Annotated in this window: 14 protein-coding genes; 7 read left to right on the top strand and 7 right to left on the bottom strand. The window is 72.3% G+C overall.

Annotated features, from left to right (window positions below):
* The first annotated feature begins 3 nt into the window (after positions 1-3).
* Positions 4-741, top strand: coding sequence for an ABC transporter permease (locus tag ACQRWP_RS29845; protein ID WP_430499519.1), 738 nt, complete (start codon positions 4-6; stop codon positions 739-741).
* 94 nt (positions 742-835) lie between these two features.
* Positions 836-1,600: a VOC family protein gene (locus ACQRWP_RS29840; protein ID WP_430499517.1), complete on the top strand. Its 765-nt coding sequence runs from the start codon at positions 836-838 to the stop codon at positions 1,598-1,600.
* 16 nt (positions 1,601-1,616) lie between these two features.
* On the opposite strand, the gene ACQRWP_RS29835 is transcribed toward ACQRWP_RS29840, so the two are convergent.
* The 4 genes from ACQRWP_RS29835 to ACQRWP_RS29820 all read right to left on the bottom strand — a co-directional run bounded on the left by ACQRWP_RS29835 (position 1,617) and on the right by ACQRWP_RS29820 (position 6,803).
* The gene (locus ACQRWP_RS29835) at positions 1,617-2,420 is read right to left on the bottom strand and encodes an ABC transporter ATP-binding protein (RefSeq protein WP_430499515.1); all 804 of its coding nucleotides are present in this window, start codon (positions 2,418-2,420) and stop codon (positions 1,617-1,619) included.
* Positions 2,417-3,508, bottom strand: a complete 1,092-nt coding sequence (locus ACQRWP_RS29830; protein ID WP_430503331.1) for a FecCD family ABC transporter permease — start codon at positions 3,506-3,508, stop codon at positions 2,417-2,419. Before ACQRWP_RS29830 ends, ACQRWP_RS29835 begins: the two co-directional genes overlap by 4 nt.
* Before the next feature lie 121 nt (positions 3,509-3,629).
* Positions 3,630-4,559 carry an ABC transporter substrate-binding protein gene (locus tag ACQRWP_RS29825; protein ID WP_430499513.1) on the bottom strand — a complete coding sequence of 310 codons (930 nt, stop codon included), beginning with the start codon at positions 4,557-4,559 and terminating at the stop codon, positions 3,630-3,632.
* Between the two features lie 366 nt (positions 4,560-4,925).
* On the bottom strand, positions 4,926-6,803 hold the full coding sequence (locus ACQRWP_RS29820) for a M14 family metallopeptidase (RefSeq protein WP_430499511.1): 1,878 nt from the start codon (positions 6,801-6,803) through the stop codon (positions 4,926-4,928).
* 210 nt (positions 6,804-7,013) lie between these two features.
* Here ACQRWP_RS29820 and ACQRWP_RS29815 point away from each other — a divergent pair, with 210 nt between their 5' ends.
* On the top strand, positions 7,014-8,351 hold the full coding sequence (locus ACQRWP_RS29815) for a C39 family peptidase (RefSeq protein ID WP_430499509.1): 1,338 nt from the start codon (positions 7,014-7,016) through the stop codon (positions 8,349-8,351).
* 77 nt (positions 8,352-8,428) lie between these two features.
* Here ACQRWP_RS29815 and ACQRWP_RS29810 read toward each other — a convergent pair whose 3' ends face one another.
* The 3 genes from ACQRWP_RS29810 to mqnE all read right to left on the bottom strand — a co-directional run bounded on the left by ACQRWP_RS29810 (position 8,429) and on the right by mqnE (position 10,426).
* Positions 8,429-8,722, bottom strand: coding sequence for a DUF4229 domain-containing protein (locus ACQRWP_RS29810; protein WP_430499507.1), 294 nt, complete (start codon positions 8,720-8,722; stop codon positions 8,429-8,431).
* Positions 8,723-8,795: 73 nt separating this feature from the next.
* On the bottom strand, positions 8,796-9,233 hold the full coding sequence (locus ACQRWP_RS29805; RefSeq protein ID WP_430499506.1) for a hypothetical protein: 438 nt from the start codon (positions 9,231-9,233) through the stop codon (positions 8,796-8,798).
* Between the two features lie 23 nt (positions 9,234-9,256).
* Positions 9,257-10,426 (bottom strand): aminofutalosine synthase MqnE, encoded by a 1,170-nt coding sequence (mqnE, locus tag ACQRWP_RS29800; protein ID WP_124815231.1) that lies wholly within the window; start codon positions 10,424-10,426, stop codon positions 9,257-9,259.
* A gap of 239 nt (positions 10,427-10,665) precedes the next feature.
* On the opposite strand from mqnE, the gene ACQRWP_RS29795 reads away from it, so the two are divergent.
* The 4 genes from ACQRWP_RS29795 to ACQRWP_RS29780 all read left to right on the top strand — a co-directional run bounded on the left by ACQRWP_RS29795 (position 10,666) and on the right by ACQRWP_RS29780 (position 16,748).
* Positions 10,666-12,225, top strand: coding sequence for a C40 family peptidase (locus ACQRWP_RS29795; RefSeq protein WP_430499503.1), 1,560 nt, complete (start codon positions 10,666-10,668; stop codon positions 12,223-12,225).
* Between the two features lie 114 nt (positions 12,226-12,339).
* A complete protein-coding gene (locus ACQRWP_RS29790; protein WP_430499501.1) occupies positions 12,340-13,830 on the top strand; it encodes a hypothetical protein in 1,491 nt (496 codons plus the stop codon).
* A 311-nt stretch (positions 13,831-14,141) separates the two neighbouring features.
* Positions 14,142-16,025: a DEAD/DEAH box helicase gene (locus ACQRWP_RS29785; protein ID WP_430503330.1), complete on the top strand. Its 1,884-nt coding sequence runs from the start codon at positions 14,142-14,144 to the stop codon at positions 16,023-16,025.
* A gap of 102 nt (positions 16,026-16,127) precedes the next feature.
* The gene (locus tag ACQRWP_RS29780) at positions 16,128-16,748 is read left to right on the top strand and encodes a putative glycolipid-binding domain-containing protein (protein ID WP_372471488.1); all 621 of its coding nucleotides are present in this window, start codon (positions 16,128-16,130) and stop codon (positions 16,746-16,748) included.
* Positions 16,749-16,784: the final 36 nt, after the last annotated feature.

The raw sequence follows: 16,784 nt of genomic DNA, 5'->3' as shown, positions 1-16,784 counted from the left end.
ACCGTGCAGCTCGCCCTGGTCCACGCCCGCTACCAACTCCTGGAGATCATCCGGATTCCGGTGGCCGTCTTCGGCAGCGCCTTCTTTCCGGCCGCCGCCATGATCTTCTTCGTGGTGCCCTTCGCGGGTGACGATGCGGTCGGTGCCACCTACGCCACCGCGTCGATGGTCACCTTCTCGGTGATGAGCGCAAACATCTTCCAGTACGGCGTCGGCGTCGCCGAAGACCGCGACCAGCCCTGGAACCCGTACACCCGGACCCTTCCGGCCGGGCCGGCACCGCGGTTCGCCGGCCGGGTGCTGGCCGGCCTGGCGCTGACCTACCTCTCGCTGATCCCCGTCGTGGTGATCGGCGCGACGCTGACCGCGGCCCAGGTCACCCCGGCGGCGTTCCTGCTGGCCCTCGGCACCGTGGCCGTCATCTCGGTGCCGTTCACGCTGATGGGGCTCGCCATTGGCTACTCGCTGCCGAGCAAGGCGGCGATCGTGGTGGCGCAGGTGCTCTTCCTGCCGCTGGCCTTCGGCGGCGGCCTGCTCTCCGCGCCGGATGACGCGCCCGGATTCATCGAGACGATCGCGCCGTACCTGCCCACCCGTGGCGCTGCCGAACTGATGTGGGCGGCGGTGGCCGGTTACGACGTGGAGCCGCTGGCAGTGATCATGCTCGGTGTCTGGGTGGTGCTGCTCGCCGCGCTCGCCGGCTGGGCGTACCGGCGGGACGAGGGTCGCCGGTTCAGCTGACGATTCGTCCGTTTCCGCCCCGGGCCGCAGCGGGACGGTGCCAGGATTCCGGCAGGGGGCCGCCGTGGCCGCCCGGGCCGAGAGGGGTCTTGACGTGAGCACCGTCCCGCCGGGTACGCCCTGCTGGGCCGACCTGGCCACCCCGGACCTGACCGACGCGCGGCGCTTCTACCCGGAGCTGTTCGGGTGGACCGGCCAGGTCACCCCGGAGCCCGAGGCGGGCGGCTACACGGTCTTCCTGCTCGACGGTAAGCCGGTGGCCGGCGCCGGCCCGCCCGCGATCCCGGACCAGGTCCCGATCTGGTCGACGTATCTCGCCACCGACGACGCCCAACTGGTCGCCGGCCGGGTCGAACGGGCCGGCGGGCAGGTCGTCGTACCACCGTTCGAGGTCTTCGACAGGGGTTGGATGGCGGTCTTCGCCGACCCGGCCGGCGCCACCTTCAGCGTCTGGCAGCCGCTGGCCATGGCCGGTGCGGAGGTGTTCAACGTGCCGGGCGCGATGAGCTGGAACGAGCTGGTCACCCCCGACCCCGAGGGCGCGAAGGTCTTCTACGAGCTGGTGTTCGGCTGGCAACCCGACGACCAGGCGGTGGGCGCGATGACGTACACCGGGTGGCGGCTCGGGACGCAGATCGTCGCCGGCATGATGCCGCCGCTGGCCGACGACTTCCCGGCCAACCTGCCCGCGTACTGGACGGTGTACTTCGCGGTGCCCGACGCGGACGCCGCCGCGGCCCGCGCCGCCGAGCTGGGCGGAACGATCCTGGTCCCGCCCCGCGACATCCCGGCGGGCCGCTTCGCCGCCCTGCGCGACCCCCAGGGCGCCCTCTTCTCCGTCATCGACCTGGGCCCCTGACCCAGCGCCTGCGTGCTCAGGGGCGGGTGGGGCGGACGGGGACCACCAACGGGCCGTGGGCGCCGGAGACCACCCGGACGCTGGCCCGGTAGTGGGTGGCGAGCAGCTCCTCGGTCAGCACTTCGGGCGGAGTCCCGGCGGCCACCACCTGACCGGCGGCGAGCATCACCATCCTGTCGGCGTACTCACCGGCCAGGGAGAGGTCGTGCATCGTGGCCAGGACGGTCAGGCCGTGCTCGCGGCGTAGCTGGTCGACGACTTCGAGCACGTCCTGCTGGTGGCCGATGTCGAGCGCGCTGGTCGGCTCGTCGAGCAGCAGCAGCGTCGCACCCTGGGCGAGCGCGCGGGCGAGGAACACCCGCTGCCGTTCGCCGCCGGAGAGGGTGGCCAGTTCACGACGGTGGAAACCGGCGAGGTCCAACCGCCCCAGTACCTCGTGCACGGCGTCGACGTCGGCGGTCGACTCCCGGCCCAGGGTCGGGATGTACGGGGTGCGGCCGAGCAGCACGTAGTCCAGCACCGACATGCCGGGCGGCACCACCGGGGACTGCGCCACCGTGGCCACTATCCGGGCGCGGTCCCGACGGCGCAGCGCGGCACTCGGCGTACCGAAGAGAGTGATCGCCTTCGGCGCGGGCAGCAGGCCGCCGACGGCGCGCAACAGGGTGGATTTGCCGGCGCCGTTCGGGCCGATCACGGTGACCCACTCCCCGACGGCGACGGTGAGGTCGACGCCGGTCAGGATCGGCGTGCCGCCGAGGGCGACGTGCAGCCCGCGCACCTCGACGGCCGGCGTGCCGGCGGCGGGTTCGCGGCTCACGTGAGCACTCGCCGGGCGGTCCGCAGCACGAGGACGAAGAACGGGCCGCCCAGCAGGGCGGTCACCACTCCGATCGGCAGCTCGGACGGAGCGGCGACGGTGCGGGCCACCACATCGGTGAGCGCCAGGAACGCGCCGCCGAACAGCAGTGACATCGGCAGGATCACCCGGTAGCTGGATCCGGCGAGCAGCCGGACGGTGTGCGGCACGATGATGCCGACGAAGCCGATCAGCCCGGTCGCGGAGACCGCCGCCGCGGTGCCCAGCGAGGCGGCGGCGATCAACAGGTAGCGGGTGCGCTGCGGGTGCAGGCCCAGACTTCTCGCCTCGTCGTCGCCGACCGCGAGGACGTCCAGTTCGCGGCGGTGCAGCAGCACCACGACAGTGGTCAGCGCGGCGTACGGCAGCACCAGCAGCACGTCGTGCCAACCGGCGGTGGCCAGCCGGCCGAGCAGCCAGGAGTAGACCGGCTGGATGCTGTCGGCATGTCGTTGCAGGAGGTACGTCTGCCCGGCGGAGAGGAACGCGGAGACCGCCACCCCGGCCAGGATCAGCATCGCCGGTGACCCGCGTCGCCCGCCGGCCGCGCCGAGCACGTAGGTCATCGTGACGGCGAGCAGCGAACCGGCGAACGCGGCCAGCGGAATGGTCATCGGCAACCCGGAGAGCGTGCCCTCCCGGCCGGCGCCGCCGAGGGCGATCGCCGCGGTGACCGCGAGGCCGGCGCCGGCGGCCACACCGAGCAGGTACGGGTCGGCCAGCGGGTTGCGGAACACGCCCTGGTAGCAACCACCGGCGAGGGCGAGCAGACCGCCGACGAGCAGGCCCAGCACCACCCGGGGCAGGCGCAGCTCGGTGACGATCGCGATCTCACGCTCGGTCAGCCCGCTGTCGAGGTGTACCCCGGGGAACAGGTTGAGCAGCTCGGCGGCGACGCTGCCCGGGGGCAGGCTCACCGGGCCGAGCGACACCCCGACGACGAGCGCGACGAGCACCGCGACCAAGCCCGCGACCAACCACCGCAGGCGCAGCCCGGCGGGCCGGGCCCCGGACGGCAGTCCGGCGGCGCGGGCCCCGGAGGACGGCAGCCCGGCGGGCCGGGCCGGGGAACGTGGCTCGGCCCGCGGGGACGACGGCGGCGTCTCGGGCGGCCGACCGGTTGGTGCCGGATCGGACACCTGTCGCGGCCCGGTCACCGACGGACGACGGTCACGCGGGCACCTTGGCGACCGCGTCGATGATGACCCGGAGCAGGTCCACGACCCGCGGGCCCCACCGGGAGGCGATGTCATCGTCGAGGGCGACGACCTGGTTGTTCTTCACCGCGGTGAGGCCGGCCCAGCCACTGCGCGCCTTGACCGTGTCGGCGCTCTGCTGGCAGCACTTGGCATCGGCCAGGAAGACGAAGTCCGGGTCGGCCTTGACGATGAACTCCTGGGACAGCTGCGGGTAGCCGAAGTTCTTACCGTCCGCGTCGGCCGGGTCGGCGATGTTGGTCAGGCCGGCCTGGCTGTAGAGCGAGCCGATGAAGGTCTTGCTGGTGGCGCTGTACAGCTCCGGGCCCAGCTCGTGGAAGTAGGTGAGCTTCTCGGCGCGCTGCGGCAGGTCCTTGACCAGCTTGGCGATGTCGTCCTTCATCCGGGTGGCGACGTCGGTGGCCTGGTCGGCGTGCCCGGTCAGCGTGCCCAGCTCGGTGATCTGCCGGTACGAGTCGTCGAGCGTGACCGCCGCCGGGGTCTGGTACACCGGAATCTTCAGCTTGCCGAGCTGTTCGACGATCTTGTTGCGGTCGTCGGAGAGCACCACGAGGTCGGGGTTCTTGCCGGCGATCGCCTCGGCGTTCGGCTGGAAGGCGGAGAGGTCGGTCTTGGGCACGTCGGCCGGGTAGTTCGACTGGTCGTCGGCGGCGGTCACCTGCGGGCCGGCACCGATCGCGAAGAGCATCTCGGTGGCGGTGGGCGACAGCACGACGATCTTTTCGGGGCGCTTGTCGAGGGTGAGCGCGCCGACGGTGACCGGATAGGCGGCGGCAGCGGTGCCGGCGCTCGGCTGGTCGTCAGCCTTCTCGGCGCAGGCGCCGAGGGCGAGCGCGGTGACCGCGAGGGTCGCCGCGAAGAGCCGAGGGGTACGTCTGAACATGGGGGCCTCCTGTCGGTCGAGGAGTGTGGTGCTTCGCCGACAGGGACTTTCGTACGCCCGCCCACGAGGCGCCCTTCCTCGAGAGCGCGTTTCGCGACCGATCCGTAGGCGACCTGGCTCGTCCCCACCGAGCGGTGGGGCATCACAGTTGCGGGACAGCGCCGGGATGAGCACCGGCTTCGCTGCGGACTGGTCGCTAAGACGGTAGCGCACCGCCAGGACGTGCCGGATCGATCAAGGGCCGGTCGGCAGCCGTCGATACCGCAGACACCGACACCGCGCGGGGCGGGGAGGTATATGTCCGAGATCCTGGGGTTTCGGAGCGGGTGGTGGGGCCCCGCCGGGGCGGGACGGGGCCCCACCCGATCAGGAGGACGTGATGGTGACGTTGTCCACAGCCGCCTCTACCAGGCTGGCCCCGGACGCGTCCGCCGCCTCGACGAGCACGCGGACCGACTGGCCGGCGTACGGGGTGAGGTTGAGGTTGGCCACCGCCCAACTCCCGTTGCGGTTGCTGGCAGCGCCGGCCTGGGTGAGCAGCGCGGTGGTGCCGCCGTTGTGCACGACGCTCACCCGCAGGTAGTCCGCCGACGAGGCGTTCGAACCGTGCGCCAGGTACCAGGCGAGCGAGAGGGTCAACGTGCCGGACGACGGCAGGGTCACCGCCGGGGACCGGGCGCTGGTCACACCGCCGTCGACGTCGTAGTCACCGGCCGCCGAGCCGGCGAGCCGGCCGGTGACCAGGTCGTTGGACCCGCCGTACGGGGTGAGCTGCTTGGCCCCGGAGGACGTGGTCGCCTGGGCGACGCCCCGCTCGAACGCGCCGAGGGTGGCGGTGTCGGTGCCGCCCGGGTTGATGGTCCAGCCGGTGGCGGTCTCGAAGGTGTCCGACCAGACAGTGGTGCCGCCACCGCCGCCGCAGTACTGCGCCTGCTTGCCGATGGCCCGGTACGGGCAGTCCGCGTACTCGCTGAGGATCAGCACCGCCTCCCGGTTGCGCGAGGTCTGCGCCGGGATCACCTCGTCGGGCGGGTAGAAGCCGCCGCCGCCGGACGAGCCCGGGTACATCTCGAAGGTGTACGCCCAGATGTTGTGGGTGGCCCACATCCAGTCGAGGCTGTCTCCGTCGGTGATGTAGAGGTCGCTGGACTGTTCCGGGGTGTAGCCGTTGGTGGCCGCCATCTGCTGACCGATGGTGGCGAAGGTGTTGTACTGGTCCGCGTTCATCCCGGTCGCGGTGTTCGCGGTGGTGTAGCCGTACGGCCAGAGCACCAGCTGCGAGTACGTGTGGAAGTCGATGTTGGCCTTGATCTGCTGCACGCCGCCGACCACCCGGCCGTTGACGAAGTTGCGCAGCGCCTGCGTCTCCGGCGCGGAGAACGCCGACGGCCCCCGGTAGGTCTCCGACGAGGTGGTGCCGGACGAGCCGCCGCAGCATCCCCAGTTGTAGGACCAGTTGCGGTTCAGGTCGGTGCCGACGTTGGACGAGCCGCTGTTGGGCTGCCGGTTCTTGCGCCAGGACCGGTACGACCCGGTGGCGATGTCGTACTCGCTGCCGTCCGGGTTGACCGTCGGCACGATCCAGAGCTCCCGGCCGTTGACGATGTTGGTGATCCGGGAGTCGCTGCCGTAGCTGTCGGTGAACAAGTTGAGCAGGTAGATCGCCATCTCGACGGTCAGGTGCTCACGGGCGTGCTGCTGTGAGTTGAACAGGATCTCCGGCTCGTTCTCGTCGGTGCCGACGTTGTCGGAGATCTTCACCGCCATCAGGTCGCGGCCCTCGTACGACGAACCGATGCTGATCTTGCGGGCGATCGCCGGATGGTCCGCGACGACCTGGTTCACGACGGCGGTCAGTTCCGCGTAGTCGTGGTAGTTCGAGTCGGCCGGCGGGAAGGCCTGCGTGCCGAAGTCGCCCGCGCCGCGCTCGGCGTTGGGTGGCGGGGCGAGCGGTTCCAGCCGGAAGCCGAGCTTGCCGATCGCGGCGGCCTCTTCCGCGGTGGCCGAGATGTGCAGCACGCCGTGTTCGGAGTAGTCGATGGCGGCTCCGGTGCGGGCCACCGCGTTGCGGTCGGCGAGGGTCCGGGGCCCGAGCACCCGGTAGCCGGCGGCGGCCTGCTCGGCGGTGCGGTCCGGTGCCGGTCGAGCGGCGACCGGGCCGGCGGCGACGGTGACGATGCCCAGCCCGGTGACGACAGCGAGCACCAGGACACGGCGGAGGGGGATGGGCGTGCGGAGGGCCATGGACTACCTCCTCGATGGGCGGGAGATCCCGCTCGGTGAAGGACACTTCACCACCTGTCACATGGTCATATCAATATTGATCGCTGCGTTAGCCATCCCAGGCGGATCATCACGGCGGCAATGATTTTCCACCTATCAACATCTGGCGAAACTTCCCTCCAAGCGGAAAACTGACCAGCGACGATGCCCCCTCGACACCGCGGAGCACCCATGGCCAGATCCCGCCTGCGCGCGGCCGCCCTCGCCGGCGTCACCACGCTCACCCTGCTCACCAGCGCCGCGCCCGCGCTGGCGGCCCACCCGCCCGTCCCCGCCCACGACGAGCAGATCACCTACCAGGACTGGTCCGGGCCCGCCGACTGGCACCGGGGCAGCCGGGCCGGCACCCGCGTCGTGCCCGGCGCGCGAGCGGGCGTCACCCTGGCCCGCCCGGCCGGCACCATCGAGTACGCGGACCCGCACACCGGCGCCACCCGCACCTGGGAGTACGGCACCTGGACCTCGCCGGTGACCCGGGTCGGGTTCGACGCCACCGAGCTGATCGCCTCCTGGAACGCGGAGACCCCCGCCGGCACCTGGATCCAGGTGGAGATGCAGGGCAGCTACACCAGCGGCGACCAGACCCCGTGGTACGTCCTGGGTCGCTGGGCGTCCGGCGACACCGACATCAAGCGGACCAGCGTCAACCGACAGGGCGACCCCTGGTCGACGATCTGGACCGACACCTTCAGCATCGACGACGCCGCCGCCGGGGTGCTGCTGCGGTCGTACCAGCTCAAGCTGACCCTCTACCGCGCACCCGGGCAGAGCGCCGCCCCGGTGGTCCGGATGCTCGGCGCGATGAGTTCCACAGTGCCGGACCGGTTCACCGTGACCCCGAGCGCCGGGCACATCGCCTGGGGCCGGGAGCTGCCGGTGCCGCGCTACTCGCAGAACGTGCACTCCGGGCACTACCCCGAGTACGACGGCGGCGGCGAGGCCTGGTGCTCACCCACCTCGACGGAGATGGTGGTCGAGTACTGGGGTCGCAAACCGTCGACGGCCGACACCTCCTGGGTGGACCCGACCTACCCCGACCCGACGGTCAACCACGCCGCCCGGATGACCTACGACTACGCGTACGACGGCGCGGGCAACTGGCCGTTCAACACCGCGTACGCGGCCAGCTTCCCCGGGCTGGAGGGCCGGGTGACCCGGCTGCACTCACTGGACGAGCTGGAGCGTTTCATCGCCGCCGGCATCCCCGTCGTGACCAGCCAGTCCTTCCTCGCCAGTGAGCTGGACGGGGCGAACTACGGCACCTCCGGGCATCTCTTCGTGGTGGTCGGCTTCACCGCCGACGGCGACGTGATCGTCAACGACCCGGCCTCGTCCAGCAACGACGTGGTGCGCAACGTCTACAAGCGTGCGCAGTTCGAGCAGATCTGGCTGCGGACCAAGCGCACCAACGCCAGCGGCGGCGTCTCCGGCGGCTCCGGCGGCATCGCGTACCTGATCAAGCCCACCACAAAGCCCTGGCCGAAGGTCCCCGGCTCCACCAACTGGTAACCCGGCGCCTGCGTCAGCACGAGTTGATCAAGAGGTTTGCGTCACCGGAAGCCGTCCTGGTGACGCAAACTTCTTGATCAACGCTGGGAATCGGGGGCCTCGGTGGGGGGGTCGGGGGTGGGGGTTTGGTCTTCGCCGGCCAGGGCGGAGCGGAGGCGTTCCTTCTCGGTGCGGCGGCGCTCGGCTGCTTCGGCGATCTCCCCGGCCATCTCGTCCCGCCAACCACGCAGCAGGAAGAAGGAGAGCGCGGCGGAGAACACCAACGCCAGCATCAGCTTCAGGAACACGTTCATGTCGATCAGCCAGAGGCCGGCCAGCACGGCGACGAACAGCCCGATCCGGCCCAGCGTGTACTTGAGCGCGGCGCTCACCTGCACCACTCCGTTCTCTCCGTCGCCCGCCACTGCCGGCGGAAGGGTCGAGCCGCCCGACGGGCGGTCGTGGTCAGCCGGTCCGGCGGGCCAGCCAGCGGACACCCGGGAACCAGAGGGCCGCATACGCCACGGTGAACGCCCCCGCCGCCAACGCGCCGGAGAGCAGCGGCGGCAACCCCGCGCCCAGACCGGCGATCAGCAGCCCGGCGAACACCCCGACGGCAGCGGCGACCACCGCCGCCACCACCCGGGCCGCGCCGAACTCCCAGGCCCGGAAGTCGTCCCAGAACAGCCAGGCCGGCAGGATCACCGCCAGCCAACCGTTGGTGTGCCCGAAGTCGCCGGCGCCGATCGAGGCGAACGCCCAGTCGAACAGCACCAACGCGAGCGCGCCGATGACCAGGCCGGCAAGGCACACCCCGAGCAGATCGCCCAGGGTACGGATGCGGCCCTCGGCGTCCCGGCGGGGAAACCCGCTCTGCTGCTCAGGTCCTCGTTGCTCGGTCATCGACTGCGAGGGTACGTGGTGGCTCAGGCCCAGACCTGCTGCGGCTCGGCGCGCCGCTCGGCCAGCGACGGGGCCTTGTCGTACTCCCGGACCACGTTGTAGCGGGTGTCCCGCTCGACGGGCTGGAAGCCGGCGTCCCAGATCAGGTGCAGCAGGTCGTCCCGGTGCATCGTGTTCGGGGTGCCGTACGAGTCGGCGTCGTGGGTGATCTTGTATTCGACGACGGAGCCGTCCAGGTCGTCGACGCCGAAGTTCAACGAGAGCTGAGCCACCGACAGCCCGTGCATCACCCAGAAGTTCTTCAGGTGCGGCACGTTGTCGAAGAGCAGCCGCGAGACGGCGAACGTCTTCAGCGACTCTGCCGGCGAGGCCATCGTGGTGCGCGCCTGGATCCGGTTACGGATCTTGCCGTCCGCCGAGTCGACGAAGTCGTGCTGGTAGCGCAGCGGGATGAAGACCGCGAAGCCGCCGGTCTCGTCCTGCAACTCGCGCAGCCGCAGCACGTGGTCGACGCGGTGCCGGGGCTCCTCGATGTGGCCGTACAGCATCGTCGCCGGGGTCTTCATGCCCTTGCTGTGCGCCAGGGCGTGGATGCGCGACCAGTCTTCCCAGTGGCAGGCGTGGTCGACGATGTGCTGCCGGACCTCCCAGTCGAAGATCTCCGCGCCACCACCGGTCAGCGACTCCAGGCCGGCGTCCATCAGCTCGTCGAGGATCTCGTCGGCGCTCAGGCCGCTGATCTTCTCGAACCACTGCACCTCGGTCGCCGTGAAGCACTTGAGCTTGACGTTCGGCAGCGCCGCCTTCAGCTCGCGCAGCACCTTCGGGTAGTAACGCCAGGGCAGCGTCGGGTGCAGGCCGTTGACGATGTGCAACTCGGTGAGCTGCTCGTCCTCCATCTCCTTGGCCTTGCGGACCGCCTCGTCGATGCGCATCGTGTACGCGTCCTTCTCGCCCGGCTTGCGCTGGAACGAGCAGTACGCACAGGACGCCGAACAGACGTTGGTCAGGTTGAGGTGCCGGTTGACGTTGAACATCACCCGGTCGCCGTTCAGCTCGGTGCGCTTGTGGTGCGCCAGCCGCCCCAGCCAGGTCAGGTCGTCGCTCTCGTAGAGGGCGACCCCGTCCTCCCGGGTCAGCCGCTCACCGGCGTACACCTTCGCTTCGAGCTCACGCTTGAGTCCGGCGTCCATGGCACGTCCCTTCCACCTGCGGTCCGGATCGAGCGTACGTCGCGGCACCGACGGGCCCGGCGGCACGGTCGCCGGCAGCGACCCACTTCACCAGACTCTCAGCCTCCCGTAACCCGGCAACGCATCGACATGAGTGGCGAGGTGCGGTAGTAACAAGGTGGGGCGGAACACACACACTGGTACCGTCCCGGCGGTCGCGCCCACCGAGCGCGGCGACGAGTGGTTGGACGGGGAGCGGCATGGTCTACAGCGGGCGCGGGCGACGGCAGCGACGACGGAGCCCGGTGATCTCGCCGGTCCTGCGTCCGAAGCTCTGGGCCGCCCTGCTCGGCGCGATCGCCGCAGCCGTGCTGGCCACCCCCGCGTACGCGGAGCCCGGCGTGCCGACCACAGTGCCGGACACCGGCTCGCGCCCGGCGGTCACCGGCTCGCTTCAGCTGCCCGGCGGCGCACCGGTCGCCGGCGTGCCCGCCCAGCCGGTGGTCAACATCGGCAACGGCCCACTGGCCACCGCGATCTCCGCCGGCGAGGTTCAGGTCGGCGCGCTCGGCGAGGCGTTGCTGGTGAGCCGGCAGAAACGCGTCGACGCGCAGGCGCAGCTCGACGCGGCCGGCAAGGCGCTGGCGACCGCGCAGGACGCCCTCCTCCGGGCCCAGCAGACGGCCGACACCGCCGCCGCCGAGGCCGTAAAGGCAGCCGCCGCGCTGCCGCCGGGCGACTTCGCCGAGGACATCCGTGGGCTCAGCCGCCTCCAGGCGATCACCCGTGGCGAGAAGGTCGACGGCGGCACCACCGGGGTGGCCGGGGAGCTGTCCCGGGCCCGCGCCGGCGAGCAGGCCGCGTACCAGAAGCACACCGAGGCCAAGGACCGGCTCGCCGCCGCAGAAACGGAGTTCACCGCCGGTGAGACGGCGCTCCGCACCGCCGAGGCGAGCCTGCTCAAGCTGCGCCGGGACAACGCCGCCGCGCTGATCGAGATCGAACGTCAGCAGGAAGCCACCGAGCAACAGATCGGCGCCGGCTACGTCTCCAACCAGAGCATCAGCGGCATGGCCGCGCATCCCCGGGCACTGGCTGCGGTCCGGTACGCGCTCGCCCAGCTCGGCGACCCGTACAAGTGGTCCGAGGAGGGGCCGAACCAGTTCGACTGCTCCGGCCTGATGTGGGCGGCGTACCGGTCCCCCGGCGCCGACTACTTCGACCTGCCCCGGGTCTCCCGCGACCAGTACGCCGCCACCCGGGGCCGTACCGTCCCGCAGAGCGCGCTGCTCCCCGGCGACCTGCTCTTCTTCGCCTCGGGCAGCAGCTGGACGACGATCCACCACGTCGGCATGTACATCGGCAACGGCAAGATGGTGCAGGCGCCCACCACGGGCGACGTCGTCAAGATCTCGGTCGTCCGCTGGTCCCGGCTGTACGCGGCCACCCGGGTGATCGGCGCGGTGCCGGCACCGGTCGTGACCAACCCGACCCCGCCCGTCTCGACCCCGAAGCCGACGCCCACCCCGTCGCCCACGAAGACCACCAAGCCGACGCCGACGCCGTCGCCCACGAAGACCACCAAGCCGACGCCCACGCCCACGCCCACGCCGACACCGACGCTGACGACCACCCCGACGCCCACCCCGACCGGCAGCACCACGCCGACGCCGTCGAAGACCCCGAGCAACACTCCGACGACCCGGCCCTCGGCACCGACCAACGCGCCGACCAGCGCGTCTCCGACGACCACGCCGAAGGCCAGCACGAGCGCGACGGGCAGCGGCAGCGCGACGGGCAGCCCCAGCGCCACGGGCTGATCCGCCACGGCCGGCTCCGGCTGTCCGCTCGGGAAGATCTGTGGCACCGTGACAACCAGGCACATCCGGCTCGACGTCACGGGTCCGGGTGCGAGCATGGCGCGGAGGGCGGAAATGGTCGAGCAGAGAGATCCGGCGGAGACTGTCGACCCCGTGGTCGACCAGGCCGGCCCACCAGGGCCGGGCACCGCCGACCCGGTGGCCGCCAGCGACGCCAGCCCGGCTGCCACCAGCTCGACAGGCAGTGACACCAGCTCGGCGGACGCCGGCTCCGCTGACAGCGACGCCGCCCCGGCTGTCAGCGGCCCGGCCGGCAGTGGCACGGCAGCGGTCGTCGAGGACGCCTCGACCGACGCCGATGACGACGTACCCGCCGGCGACGACGAGCGCCAGAGCGCGGCCGCCGCACCGGTACGCGCACGCGCCAGCGTCGTGACCGCCGGCGCTCTCCGCAGCGACCTGCCGGCCAGCGCTCCGGTCACCGCGACCACCTACCGTGCGACCGGCTCGGCCAGCCCGGCCGACGTGTCGTTGCCGGGGCAGCGGAGCGACTCCCCCGCGTCGGCCCGGGCCAGCGCCACGGTTCCGAGCAGCAGCCGGGGCACTGCCAGTGCCCTGGGCACCCCGGACCGTCGCGAGAGCGCGCCCGGCGTCTATCGAGCCGCGCCGGTGGGTGCCGAGCCGGCCCAGCCCTCGACGCCGTCGACTCCGGAACCGGAGCCGGAACCCACGCCGCCCGGCCCCGGGCCGACCCAGCCGTCGCCACCGGAACCGGAGCCCGCGCCGGCCCCGGGCCCGTACCCGCCCGGTCCGGTGCCGACGCCGGGTCCTCGACCCACGCCGCCGCCCGGTCCGGTTCCGCCCGTTCCGGGCCCGCCCATCCCACCGCCCTCGCCGGTGCCGCCCATCCCCGGCCCGCCGACGCCGCCCGTCCCGAGCCCGCCGCTGCCGCCGCCCGGTCCGCCGGTGCCGGCACCACCGGCCCCGCCCGGCCCGATGCCGGCACCGCCGTTCCCGCCGCCGCCGGCGATGACCGACACGCCCGGGGTACGAGCCAGCGCTTCGGTCTCCGCACCGCCGGCCGGGTGGCCGTCCACCGGTGGGGCGACCCCACTGACGTCCGGTGCCGGATGGGCCGGGGCACCCGCCGCCGCGCCGCCGGTGGTGCCCGCACCAGCGCTGCCGAGCTGGCCACCGTCCACCGCCGGGGCTCCTTCCTCGACCGGCAACAGCACCGGAAACTCCCGCGCGACGGCGCCGCCGAGCGGCCCACCGGCTGGTTCCGCCGGACGGGACGCGGCCGGCGCCCGTGGTGGGCGGCACGACAGTCGCACCGACCTGGCCGGCACCGTCTACGGCAACGGCGAGGGGGCCGGCTTCACCACTGTCGCGATACCCGCCAACGCGGTGGAGACCTCCGGCTCGCTGACCGGGCACATCCTGGCTCAGGGCTGGTCCGACACGCCGGCCGAGCGGTCCAGTAACGCCCGGGTGATGATCGTCCTGGCCGCCGCTCTGGGGCTGCTGGTGGCGATCAGTGTCATGGTCGTCCTGCTGGCCGGCGACGCCCTGGACGGTCTGGTGGGCAGCGTGCTCAACGGGTGAGCCAGCGAGCGCCGGCGATGGTGAGTCCGCCCACTACGGTCGGTCAACCGGCTGGCGGCTTCGCCAGACCGCCGTACACTGGCTGAGATCACTGACCCGGCGCGCGTGGTGTGCGCCCCTGGGCGATCTTGCGGGCGATCCGGCGGTACAGCCGCGGCAGGCCATCGCGAAGATGCGCCCCGCTCGAAAGGTTTTTGTTGACCACCTCTGCTGACCCCAGCACCGTTACGTCCGTTTTCAACTCAGTCCCGGCGACCGACACCGCCCGGGAGCAGCTCGACGTCCCCCTGAGCGAGGCCGGCACCGCGCCGGTGGCGACCGCGCAGGCCGAGCCGACCGAGACCGCCGAACCGATCAGCTTCGCCGCCCTCGGCCTGCCCGAGCAGTTGGTCCGCGCGCTGGCGCAGCAGGGCATCACCAGCCCGTTCGAGATCCAGCGGGCCACCGTTCCGGACGCGCTCGCCGGCCGCGACGTGCTGGGCCGCGGGCAGACCGGTTCGGGCAAGACGCTCGCCTTCGGGCTGCCGATGATCGCCCGGCTGGCCACCCGCAACCGGGCCCGGCCGATGCGTCCGCGCGCCCTGGTCCTGGTGCCCACCCGCGAGCTGGCCATGCAGGTCAACGACGCCCTGGTGCCGCTGGGCAAGTCCGTCGGCATCTTCCTCAAGACCGCGGTCGGCGGTGTTCCGTACGACCGTCAGATCGACGCGCTGCGCCGCGGCGTGGAGGTCATCGTTGCTACCCCGGGCCGGCTCGGCGACCTCATCGAGCGGGGCATCTGCCAGCTCGACGACGTCGAGGTCACGGTGCTCGACGAGGCCGACCAGATGGCCGACATGGGCTTCCTGCCCGAGGTGACCGATCTGCTGGCGAAGACGCCCGCGAACGGTCAGCGGCTGCTCTTCTCGGCCACCCTGGACGGTGACGTCGACGCGCTGGTCAAGCGGTTCATGACCGACCCGGTCACGCACTCCACGGCGCCGTCCACCGCTTCGGTGTCCACCATGGACCACCACATGCTGTTGATCCCGCCGCACGAGAAGTTCCCGGTGGCGGCCTCGATCGCCGCCCGGGATGGCCGGACCATGGTCTTCGCCCGTACCCAGCTCGGTGTGGACCGGCTGGTCGAGCAGCTCGCGGCCGTCGGCGTACGCGCCGGTGGGCTGCACGGCGGCAAGACCCAGCGGATGCGCACCAAGACGCTCGCCGAGTTCCGTGAGGGCCGGATGAACGTGCTGGTCGCCACGGACGTGGCGGCCCGAGGCATCCACGTCGACGGGGTCACTCTGGTGCTGCACGTCGACCCGCCGAAGGACCCCAAGGACTACCTGCACCGTGCGGGGCGTACCGCCCGGGCCGGCGAGTCGGGCGCGGTCGCCACGCTGGTGCTGCCCAAGCAGCGCCGTACCACCCTGGCGATGATGGAGAAGGCCGGCGTCGCGCCGGCCGAGACCCGGGTCCGGGTCGGGGACGCGGCGCTGGCCGAGCTGGTCGGCGCCCGCGAGCCCAGTGGCGTCCCGGTCCGCGTCGAGGCCGAGCCCCGGGGCTACGGCGACCGCTCCGGCGGCCCGCGCCGGTTCGACGACCGCTCCGGCGGCCCGCGCCGGTTCGGTGACCGCACGGGCGGCGAGCGCCGCTACGGCGACCGCCCGCAGGGCGACCGGCGCTTCGGCGACCGGCCCACCGGCGAGCGCCGCTTCGGCGACCGCCCGCAGGGTGACCGGAGCTACGGCGATCGCCCGCAGGGCGACCGGGGCTACGGTGACCGCCCGCAGGGTGAGCGCCGCTACGGCGACCGGCCCACCGGCGAGCGCCGCTTCGGCGATCGGCCGCAGGGCGACCGGGGCTACGGTGATCGCCCGCAGGGTGAGCGCCGCTTCGGCGACCGGCAGCACAGCGACCGGCCGCAGGGCGACCGGGGGTACGGCGACCGGCCGACGGGCGAGCGGCGTTACGCCGATCGGGACACCCGGGGGCACGCCGACCGACCGACCGGCGAGCGGCGCTTCGGCGACCGTCCGCAGGGTGAGCGCCGCTTCGGCGACCGGGACACTCGGGGTGGTTTCCGCCCGGAGAGCCGGGTCCGTGACGACCGGCCCCGTGACGACCGGCCCCGTGACGACCGGCCCCGCGAGGACCGCCCGCGTGACGATCGGCGCGGTTTCGGCGGGCGACCGGCGGCGCGTACCCACTGATTGATCCACCGAACGCCGTCGTGAAGCCCAGGCTTCGCGGCGGCGTTCGCGCATGCCCTGCCGATGTCCAGCGGGTCGCGTAACGTCCGGCTCATGCCGACCATGCCGAAGTCAATCTTCTGGTCCCGGACGGACACCGCCGGCAGCGAGCAGGTTCTGCTCGACGACGGCCACGGGTTGGCGGCCCGGGGCACTCTGCTCGCCGTGGACCCGATCCCGTGGACCGCCCGCTACCAGCTGACCACCACGCCGGACTGGGCCACCACCCGGGTCGAGGTCGAGGCCGAGGGTCTCGGCTGGCTGCGCCGAGTGAAGCTGGAGCGGGCCGCGGGCCGCTGGCGGGTGACCACCGCCGAGCAGGGCGACCTGGACGCCGCCCTGGTCGCGGCCGGTCATCGCCGGGCGGGTCTGCCCGGTACGGACGACCCGGACCGGCTGGCCGACGCGCTCGACGTCGATCTGAGCGGTTCGCCGCTGTTCAACACCCTGCCGGTCCACCGGCTTCGGATGGCGGCCGAGCCGGCCGATGTGGCACACCGCATCACCGTTGCCTGGGTGCTGCTGCCCGGCCTGGAGGTGGTGCCGGCCGAGCAGATCTACACCGGGCTCGGGCCGGGTCGGGTGCGCTTCGCCAGCGGCACCTTCACGGCCGACATCGATCTGGACGACAGCGGTTACGTGGTGCGCTACCCCGGGCTGGCCGAACGAATTGACCCGCGCTGATCAGCGCCCCGGGCGGGCCAGGCTCCGGGCGGGCCA

The sequence above is a fragment of the Micromonospora trifolii genome, from assembly GCF_050516465.1.
Taxonomy (GTDB): domain Bacteria; phylum Actinomycetota; class Actinomycetes; order Mycobacteriales; family Micromonosporaceae; genus Micromonospora; species Micromonospora trifolii.
Note: the sequence above shows the minus strand (reverse complement) of the source record. Positions and strands in the feature narration are given on the sequence as shown.

Bases quoted from the DNA above. Each gene is read 5' to 3' on its own strand.
- ACQRWP_RS29825 (WP_430499513.1), bottom strand. From the start codon at position 4,559: ATGTTCAGACGTACCCCTCGGCTCTTCGCGGCGACCCTCGCGGTCACC.
- ACQRWP_RS29820 (WP_430499511.1), bottom strand. From the start codon at position 6,803: ATGGCCCTCCGCACGCCCATCCCCCTCCGCCGTGTCCTGGTGCTCGCT.
- ACQRWP_RS29815 (WP_430499509.1), top strand. From the start codon at position 7,014: ATGGCCAGATCCCGCCTGCGCGCGGCCGCCCTCGCCGGCGTCACCACG.
- ACQRWP_RS29805 (WP_430499506.1), bottom strand. From the start codon at position 9,233: ATGACCGAGCAACGAGGACCTGAGCAGCAGAGCGGGTTTCCCCGCCGG.
- mqnE (WP_124815231.1), bottom strand. From the start codon at position 10,426: ATGGACGCCGGACTCAAGCGTGAGCTCGAAGCGAAGGTGTACGCCGGT.
- ACQRWP_RS29795 (WP_430499503.1), top strand. From the start codon at position 10,666: ATGGTCTACAGCGGGCGCGGGCGACGGCAGCGACGACGGAGCCCGGTG.
- ACQRWP_RS29790 (WP_430499501.1), top strand. From the start codon at position 12,340: ATGGTCGAGCAGAGAGATCCGGCGGAGACTGTCGACCCCGTGGTCGAC.
- ACQRWP_RS29780 (WP_372471488.1), top strand. From the start codon at position 16,128: ATGCCGAAGTCAATCTTCTGGTCCCGGACGGACACCGCCGGCAGCGAG.